The sequence below is a fragment of the Rhizobium sp. P2_G2 genome (assembly GCF_056403555.1).
Map to the genome: position 1 here is coordinate 1 of NZ_JBFUFF010000169.1, position 8,821 is coordinate 8,821.

At 60.3% G+C, this 8,821-nt stretch carries 8 protein-coding genes and 3 pseudogenes; 8 read left to right on the top strand and 3 right to left on the bottom strand.

All coding sequences use genetic code 11. The annotated features are described in order from the left end of the window. Window positions 1–176: pseudogene (locus AC1D06_RS40480) on the bottom strand (IS5/IS1182 family transposase); the annotation flags it as partial. A 303-nt stretch (window positions 177–479) separates the two neighbouring features. Between AC1D06_RS40480 and AC1D06_RS40485 the strand changes: the two are divergent. The 8 genes and pseudogenes from AC1D06_RS40485 to AC1D06_RS40520 all read left to right on the top strand — a co-directional run bounded on the left by AC1D06_RS40485 (window position 480) and on the right by AC1D06_RS40520 (window position 7,557). Next, window positions 480–860 (top strand): winged helix-turn-helix transcriptional regulator, encoded by a 381-nt coding sequence (locus AC1D06_RS40485; protein ID WP_477991105.1) that lies wholly within the window; start codon window positions 480–482, stop codon window positions 858–860. Window positions 861–1,108: 248 nt separating this feature from the next. After that, window positions 1,109–1,852: an IclR family transcriptional regulator gene (locus AC1D06_RS40490; RefSeq protein ID WP_477991106.1), complete on the top strand. Its 744-nt coding sequence runs from the start codon at window positions 1,109–1,111 to the stop codon at window positions 1,850–1,852. A 143-nt stretch (window positions 1,853–1,995) separates the two neighbouring features. Beyond that, on the top strand, window positions 1,996–3,291 hold the full coding sequence (locus AC1D06_RS40495; RefSeq protein ID WP_477991107.1) for an ABC transporter substrate-binding protein: 1,296 nt from the start codon (window positions 1,996–1,998) through the stop codon (window positions 3,289–3,291). An 87-nt stretch (window positions 3,292–3,378) separates the two neighbouring features. After that, window positions 3,379–4,137 carry an ABC transporter ATP-binding protein gene (locus AC1D06_RS40500; protein ID WP_477991112.1) on the top strand — a complete coding sequence of 253 codons (759 nt, stop codon included), beginning with the start codon at window positions 3,379–3,381 and terminating at the stop codon, window positions 4,135–4,137. Next, window positions 4,130–4,834: an ABC transporter ATP-binding protein gene (locus AC1D06_RS40505; protein ID WP_477991108.1), complete on the top strand. Its 705-nt coding sequence runs from the start codon at window positions 4,130–4,132 to the stop codon at window positions 4,832–4,834. The genes AC1D06_RS40500 and AC1D06_RS40505 overlap by 8 nt, the downstream gene beginning before the upstream one ends. Before the next feature lie 5 nt (window positions 4,835–4,839). Next, window positions 4,840–5,702 (top strand): annotated as a pseudogene (locus tag AC1D06_RS40510) (branched-chain amino acid ABC transporter permease). Next, a complete protein-coding gene (locus AC1D06_RS40515) occupies window positions 5,702–6,733 on the top strand; it encodes a branched-chain amino acid ABC transporter permease (protein ID WP_477991109.1) in 1,032 nt (343 codons plus the stop codon). Before AC1D06_RS40510 ends, AC1D06_RS40515 begins: the two are co-directional and overlap by 1 nt. 281 nt (window positions 6,734–7,014) lie before the next feature. Further along, a complete protein-coding gene (locus tag AC1D06_RS40520) occupies window positions 7,015–7,557 on the top strand; it encodes a glutathione peroxidase (RefSeq protein WP_477991110.1) in 543 nt (180 codons plus the stop codon). A gap of 456 nt (window positions 7,558–8,013) precedes the next feature. Here AC1D06_RS40520 and AC1D06_RS40525 read toward each other — a convergent pair. Both AC1D06_RS40525 and AC1D06_RS40530 read right to left on the bottom strand, forming a co-directional pair. After that, window positions 8,014–8,274, bottom strand: a pseudogene (locus AC1D06_RS40525) (NAD(P)H-dependent oxidoreductase); the annotation flags it as partial. A 52-nt stretch (window positions 8,275–8,326) separates the two neighbouring features. Beyond that, window positions 8,327–8,821: TetR/AcrR family transcriptional regulator C-terminal domain-containing protein (locus AC1D06_RS40530; protein WP_477991111.1), on the bottom strand; the 495-nt coding region annotated here is incomplete at its 5' end.

The window sequence follows — 8,821 nt, forward strand, 5'->3', positions numbered from 1 at the left end:
TGGCCACCGCGTGTCGTGCGCTTCGGAGCCCGCCAGGACGACAAAGCTTCCGGTGTCATCCAAAGCGTCAGGCTGCCGCGTCGACGAAGCCCTGCCTCGTACTCATGCCAGTTCGTCACCTTGAATTTCATCTTGCCTATGTGATGGCGTCGTGAGGCATTGTGCTTGAAGGGCATCGTGGCGGAGACCAGTTATCGGGCTGGCCCAGCATCTACGACACCGCGTTTAACGATCCCTGCACCAAGGCTGATGCAAGCGGGACGTTCCGGTTACGGCTTGAGGTTCCAAGCCTTTACCTGTGCGTGCCAGCGATATCAAGGGAACTGCAAACGAGAAGGAATGCGCAGACAAGCGGCCTGGATATCCGCGGTCATTCGAGCCCTCCGCCTTCATTTGATTGGAGCCATTGACAGTCTCTGACTATTGCAAAGCTATCGATCTGTGAAGTACATACATTTTTGTTAGTATGGAGAAAGCCGATGACGATTGAACATGGGAAGGTGCCGCTCGCAGAAGTGATGAGCCGCGGCAGGTTGTTCTCGGCGGAATGCCCGTCGCGGCCAATCCTCCGGCACGTTACCAGCCAGTGGGGCGTTCTGATTCTTGTGGCGCTGAGATCAGGCACGCATCGCTTCAGCGAATTGAGGCGCTTGATCGCGGGCGTCAGCGAACGAATGCTGGCGCAAACGCTGGACCTTCTCGAACAGGATGGATTTGTCGAGCGCCACTCCTTTCCCGTCGTGCCGCCACATGTCGAGTACAGTCTCACCCCTCTAGGCCAAGAAGTCGCCGAGCATGTCGAACGATTGGTCRAATGGATCGAAGTCAATGTTGGGCGCATCCTAGGTCAGCGGTCGTAAGATATCTCGTGGACTTGTCTACCGAGAGCGCAGGCTTCCAAGCAATAGTTTCGCAAGTCGGCAAAACCCGGATCGGGCGCCTGTGAGAAATTGTCATGCCCCAACTGCAAAGTGCCGGTCGTGATTGCATGCGACTTGCGCATCAATATCAGCCTTTGGCAGCGGTCCCTCCGGATTGACTTATAGTGACCTCGAGTGGCAATTTGAGTTCTCTACCTATCGTGAATTCAGTAATTTTGAGGAAAATGATGGCCGGGCTCGATCGGTTTGTCGAAATTTTGAGACTATTCAACGAAGGCAAGCCGGATTGGACCATACAGGAAATGGCGGATGCCGCGAGGGTGCCGGCTAGCACCGTCTACCGCACGGTTCGCGAATTGGTGGGGCAGGGTTTTCTCGATCCTTCGATCGAGGCACATTATCGCCTGGGCGCCGCCTTCATCGAGTTCGATCGACGCCTGCGCCTTTGCGATCCGCTGATCCGCGAAGGCGAGCCCGTTCTGCGGGATGTCCTTGACGCGGCCCCCATCCCCCATGTCGTCGTGTTGGCACGGCTTTACCGTGACCAAGTGATCTGCGTCGCCGACGGCCGCACGCCGGGGGTAGATATTGCAACCAGCTATGAACGCGGCCGGCCGATGCCACTGTTGCGCGGTGCGACCTCCAAGGCGATCCTGGCGCAATTGCCCCGCGCCAAGCTCGGCAGGATTCTCAAGAACGAGGACGGTATCGGTGCAGCGTTGGACGACATAGCAACGGAACTCGCTGGCATTCGTCGGCAGGGCTATGCGATTACCCGCGGTGAGGTCGACCACGGGCTTGTCGGCATCTCCGTGCCGCTATCCTGCCCCGAAGCGGCGATCAATGCGAGCATGAGCGTCATTGTCCGGGCCGCTGACAGCAGCGAAGCCATCGAGCGCCGGCTGGTCATGACACTTACGCCCGCCGCTGGGATGCTTGTTGGAAAGCTGATGCCGAGACGGCGTGTTTGATGCTAGACATAAAATGGTAACTTAAGCTATTATGGATTCCATATTTATCGAAAAATAATAATATCGTTGACATTGATCGTTGATCCCAACATTATCCTTGCAAGAGATGCGGCGCTCACGCGCCATTTGCGGGGAGGAGAGCAATGTCCAGAACAGATGGAGCCGGTGGTACCCGGCGTGATTTTCTCAAGAAGACGGCAATGGGGGCCGCGACCGTGGCGCTTTGGCCCGAGGTGATGCGTCTTGGCCCGGCGCACGCCGCCGAGACGATCCGTATCGGGCACGTCGCACCGCAGACCGGCCCGCTCGCCGCCTTCGGCGAGCCGGTCGATTTTGTGCTGGCAGGCGTACGCGAGGTATTGAAGGACGGGATCACCGTTGGTGGACAGACCTATGCGGTGGAGATTCTCAACCGCGACAGCCAGTCCAATCCCAACCGTGCCGCCGAAGTCGCCTCGGAACTGATCCTACGCAACGAAGTGCATCTACTGCTCGCCGCCTCGACCTTCGCCACCGTCAATCCTGTGGCGGATCAGGCGGAAGCAAATGGGGTACCATGCATCACGGCCGATTGCCCTTGGCAGCCTTACATCTTTGGCCGCAACGGCAATCCCAAGACCGGTTTCGAATGGACCTACCATTTCTTCTGGGGGCTGGAGGATGCGACCCAGAGCTATAACAGCCTCTGGGCATCGATCGAAACCAACAAGATCGTCGGCGCTCTGCTTCCCAACGATGCCGACGGCACGGCCTGGGGCAATGCCGACGATCCGGGTGCCCTGCCGCAGACTTGTGCCCGCAACGGCTTCAAGTTCATCGACGGCGGCCGCTTCACACCCGGCATCGAAGACTATTCGGCGCAAATTTCMAAGTTCCAGAAGGCGGGCGTTGAGATCGTCGGCGGTGTTCTAGCTCCACCCGATTTCGCTTTGTTCTGGCAGCAATGCGCACAGCAGAATTTTCATCCCAAGATCGTCACGATAGCAAAGGCGCTACTTTTTCCGTCCGTTGTCGAATCGCTCGGCGACAGGGGTGACGGGCTCTCGACCGAGATCTGGTGGTCGCCGCACCATCCCTTCAAGTCAGGTTTGACCGGCCAGTCCGCCAAGCAAATGAACGATGACTATACCGCCAAGACCGGCCGCCCTTGGACCCAGCCGATCGGTTTCAAACACGCTCTGTTCGAGGTGGCCGTAGACGTGCTGAAGCGTTCGGCCGATACCTCAGCGGAAGCGGTGATAAACGCGGTGCGGACGACGAATTACGCCTCGATCGTCGGCCATATCAAATGGGACAATCCGGATATCAAGAATATCTGCAAGACGCCTGTCGTCACCGGCCAATGGCGCAAAACCAGCGGAAAGTTCGATCTGGTGATCTGCGACAACACATCGGCGCCGGAAATTCCCGTCGCCAGCAAGCTCAATCCGATCGCCTGACAGCAACCCACTCCGTTCGCCCCGGCGGCGGGTGCTGGACGAGCCCCGTGGCTGGCGGGCGGCGTGAAAGCAGAAGATGACCTCGACATGGCTGCAGCAAAACCGATCCTCGAACTTTCCGGCGTCAGCAAGCGCTACGGCCTTCTGCAGGTCGCCGATGACGTCTCCCTTTTCGTCGGGGAGGGGGAAGCCGTCGGCGTCATCGGGCCGAATGGCGCCGGCAAGACGACGCTCTTCAACCTGATCGCGGGCACGGTACTGCCCAATGCCGGCAAGATCACCTTCCGCGGCGTAGAGGTCAGCCATATGCCTGCCCGCGCGCGATGCAGGGCAGGCATTTCCCGCTCCTTCCAGATTCCGCATCCCTTCCTGGGGATGACGGTTTTCGAAAATGCCCTGGTGGGTGCGTCCTTCGGCGCCGCCGATACGGGCCGGACGGCCGAGGAGCGTGCCGTCATGGCGCTTGAGACCACCGGGCTGCTTGAAAAGGCGAATGCCGACGCGTCGACGTTGACGCTGCTCGAACGAAAGCGGCTGGAACTGGCGCGCTCGCTCGCGACCCATCCGAAACTGCTGCTGCTCGACGAGATCGCGGGCGGTCTGACAGAGCCCGAATGCAAATCTCTTATCGATACGATCGAAGGGGTGAAGGCGCAGGGAACGACCATCGTCTGGATCGAGCATGTCATTCACGCATTGCTGGCAGTCGTCGACAGGATTGTGGTGCTCGATTTTGGCAGGCTGATCGCCGACGGCAAGCCGGAGGCGGTCATGCGCAGCTCGGAGGTGGCGGACATCTATCTCGGCGTCGATGAGCAACCCAGGGAGACTGCCGTCCATGTCTGAACCCGTCCTCAGCATTCGCGGGCTCCGTGCGCGCTATGGCGATTTTCAGGCTTTGTTCGACGTCTCTTTCGATCTCATGCCCGGCTCGACTCTGGCGCTGATCGGTGCCAATGGGGCAGGCAAATCGACCCTGCTCAAGACCATTGTCGGCCTTCTGCGCTGCGAGCCGGGCATGGTGATCTATCGCGGGGAGCGGATCGGCGGCATCGATGCCAGCAAGATCGTGCGCCGGGGCATCGGCCTCGTGCCGGAAGGACGCCAGCTCTTTCCATCGCTCAGTGTCGAGGAGAATTTGCTGATCGGCAGGGTGCGAGGGCGTGGCGGCGATTGGGACATCGAGCGCGTCTACCGCCTGTTCCCGATCTTGAGGGATAAACGCAAGTCGCTGGCGACCATGCTATCGGGCGGCCAGCAGCAAATGGTTGCGATCAGCCGCACGCTCATGGGAAACCCCGACGTCATCCTGCTCGACGAAATCTCGCTCGGTCTGGCGCCGGTTGTCATCAAGGCGATCTACCACGCGCTGCCCGAGATCATCGGCAGTGGCGTATCCGCGGTTGTCGTCGAGCAGGACATCGCCCGTGCACTCTCTGTGGCGCGATCCGTTGTCTGCCTGCAGAAGGGCAGGATATCGCTGACAGGACGTCCCGAGGATTTTTCCCGCGGGGATATCATTTCCGCCTATTTCGGGACGTGAGCGCAATGGATTGGCTCAACGCATTCATCCAGGGCATTCTTCTCGGCGGCCTCTATGCGCTGTTCGCGGCGGGGCTTTCGCTGATCTTCGGCGTCATGCGCCTGGTCAACATCGCGCACGGTGATTTTATCGTGCTGTCCGCCTATCTGGCGCTGGTGATTGTCGATGCGACAGGTCTTGGGCCGCTTGCTTCGCTCGTGCTCGCCGTGCCGCTGATGTTCGGCATCGGCTATATGGTGCAGCGTGCCGTGCTCAATCCGACGCTCGGCGGCGACATCCTGCCGCCATTGCTTGTGACGTTCGGCCTCTCGGTGTTGATACAGAACGGTCTGCTGGCGGGTTTCTCGGCCGACAGTCGCAGGCTTTCAGCAGGCGCGCTCGAAACTCAGAACGTATCGATTGGCGGCATCAGCATCGGCCTGCTTCCACTTCTCACCTTCGTGGTTGCCGTGATCGCGATCGCCATCCTGCAATTCATCTTCTATCGGACCGCGCTTGGCCGTGATTTCCGCGCCACATCGGATAATCCCGAAATCGCGCGACTGATGGGAATCAACAATCGCCACATCTACGGTCTGGCTTTCGCCCTCGCAGCGGCGGTGACGGCGATTGCCGGCGTATTTCTGGCGATACGCACGAATTCGACCCTGCGGCGGGGTCTGCGAAATTGATCTACGGTTTCGAGGCGATCATCATCGGCGGCGTCGGCAATCTTTGGGGCACGCTCGTCGGCGGCATCGTGTTGGGCGTCGCCCAGACCATCGGCGCACAGATCAATCCTGCTTGGCAAGTGCTTGCGGGCCATCTGGTATTTTTCCTGGTGCTTGCCTTTCGGCCGCGTGGTTTGTTTCCGAGGATCGCGCAATGATGACAAGCCCTGCTATGCCCGCTTTCCGCGTCGTGCGCGAGACGAAGGTCAGCATGGTTGCGGCCGTCGTCTTTGCGGTGGCAGCTTGCCTGCTGGCCGCAGCGCCGTGGTGGGCAGGGCGTGCGGACTTGCGGCTGATCGCCGAATTCATGACCTATCTCGCGCTGGCCTCATCATGGAATTTGCTCGCCGGCTATGCGGGGCTAGCCTCCGTCGGGCAGCAGGCTTTCGTCGGGCTCGGCGCCTATGTGCTTTTCGGTCTCGTACTACTTGCCGGTATGCCGCCGCTTCTTGCGCTTCCCGTCGCGGCCACCGCCGGCGGCGTTGCCGCGATGGTGCTCGCGCCGCTTCTGTTTCGGCTTCATGGTGCCTATTTCGCCATCGGGACCTGGGCCGCGGCCGAAGTCTTTCTGCTGACCTCGTCCCAGTTTACGTCATTGGGCGGCGGTGCAGGCACCAATCTGCCGGTCTCGGTTCTGAGTTCGATTGCGGCGAACCGCCTCATGCGCGAGGCCATCCTCTACTGGCTGAGCCTCGGCGTCGGGATAGGCTCGATTGTCGCAGTCGTGGCAATCCTGCGCTCGAAACTCGGGCTCGCCCTCAAGGCCGTCCGCGACAGCGAGATCGCCGCCAATAGCCTCGGTGTCAGCCCCTACCGCATGAAGCTCTTCGTCTACGCCGCGACCGGTGCCTTCACGGCCCTCGTTGGTGCCATCATCTTTCTCCAGAAACTGCGGATCGCGCCGGATTCCGCCTATAGTACGAATGATTGGACCGCTTTCATGATCTTTATCGTGGTCATTGGCGGCATCGGCACCGTCGAAGGGCCGATCCTCGGTGCAATCCTGTTTTTCGTCCTGCGCGAGACGCTTGCAGATTACGGGCCAATTTACCTCATGCTGCTTGGCATCGTTGCCATCGCCGTCATGCTGAAGGCGCCCCGGGGCATATGGGGGCTGATCGCGGCGCATACAGGCTGGCAGTTCATTGCGGTTCGCCGCAGGGTCATCGTCGAGCGGAGCAGGTCTTGAGGGATGAAAGATGGGCGGCCATGACCGGGACGATGGCTGCGCTGAATTTGCCAAACAACGGATGGCCGAAACGGCTTGCCCGAGAGCGGCCAGATCATGGACCTATCGGGCGTCGTCGCCGCGACGCTGCATCATCGGGCAAAGGCTCAATACGAGGAGGACAGACACAATGGTACGAAGCGAGCCACGCAGATGTATCGCGCGTGAGATCGAAAAGCTCGATCCTTACAATGACCTGATTTGAAAAACGGACCCGACCACGAACCAACCCGGAGTCTCCCATGACCGATATCCAATCCATTCCGCTGACCCGCATCGACGGCACGCCGGCCCAGCTCGCAGATTACGACGGCAAGGTACTGCTGATTGTCAACGTTGCCTCGAAATGCGGGCTGACGCCGCAATATGAGGGGCTGGAGGCGCTCTATCGTGCCAAGAACGGTGACGGCCTGGAGATCCTCGGCTTCCCGGCCAACAATTTCAAAGGACAGGAGCCTGGCACCGAGGAAGAGATCGCCGCCTTCTGCTCGCTCACCTATGACCTCACCTTYCCGATGTTCTCGAAAGTGTCYGTCAAGGGCGATGAYCAGCACCCGCTCTACAAGGCACTGACCGAAGCGCGGCCGGACGCGASCGGCGCCGAAGCTTTCCGCAAGCGCATGGTCGATTCGGGGCTTGGGCCGGAAAARCCTGAAGACGTGCTGTGGAACTTCGAGAAATTCCTCGTMTCGCGCGACGGYMAGGTGATCGGCCGCTATTCGCCGAACATGCCRGTGACCGAYCCKGTGATTGCTCAGGACMTCGAMAAGGCACTSGCCGGCTGAACGGTCTGAGAGCGYTTTTCCCWGACTAGATCGATMGACGCTCGCAGGCCGCCGGTACCKGCCGACGGCCTGGAYAACAGAGGYACAGGCCGGGAATGKCGGCGTCAATTYCTCCARCACGCGCACCAGCCGACCGTCGGCGGCGTGASSCATCCCGCGATGGGGAGGASAAATGAGATGGAAGGCATTGAAGCCGTCGAGCGACGGCTGYTCATGACCTTGACGCCCGCGGCGGGGATGCTGGTTGGCAAGCTCAGGCCCGAAAAGAAATAGTCTGCCCCGATCAGCGRSCGCCAAGAAGGCTGGGACGGGGATGGCCAGCATGCTCRCCTCTACCGCGTCGGTGYGCGAATAGCGGAAATTCCGCRGTGCCGAACGAAGCCCTTCGAAGCACGGCAGATCGAAATCCATCCGCKCGCCARCAAGAGGAAGTTCCGCCTCGCTTACGAAATGCGACTGGACGATATGGCGTGCGCCTATCGATTGCAGCACAGGCCGCMGACCGTAATCGAGTGCCAGCAAGTGCGCCAGGTTGCCGCCGGTGGCGATCGGCAGGACGACCCTTGCCGACGAGGCCATATYGCGGCGGCAGATCGAGCGCGACTTGAGGAKGCCCGAAAACGACGCCTTGAAAATCGGAGTGGCGACGATCAGCCCGTGCGMGCCGTCGATGGCCGCAGCAAGATCCGCTATCGAGGCATCCGCCGGTGTTCCCATYGACCGARCTCGACGTCGTTCATSCCGGTATCCTCACCGATCACCTRGTCGCCTATAGTCTCGGCGGTGCTTTGGCGCTTCGGGAAAKGGCCTTTTTGGCACCTGTACCGTAGCGGTCCATGAAGGCGGCAACCGCCGCTTCGACAGCCACGATGATGGCATCCGCSCCTGGYRCAGCCTCCAGACCCCAMAGGCATTTTTCGTAGAGATCGGTTTCCGTCATTGCCTTGAAGGTGAAGGCGGCCATGAGGATATTCTCTGTTTCGATCAGGCCGCGAGTGGAAAGCACCTGCATCACTACGACCATTCGGTCGATTGTCTGACGAGGTCCTCGCTCGTAGAAGATCTGCCCGATTGCCGGGAAGCGCTGGGCCTCGGCAATGACCAGCCGATTGACCGCCAGCACCGCGGGCGAAAGCAGCAGACTGAGAAAGGCCTGGCCCAATTCGGTCAGAACCACCTCGGCATCGCCGTTGGCTGCATCGATCTCCGAAAGTTTCGCAAAACGCTCCCTTCCGGCCTCGACAACGTAAGCCTCGAACAGGGC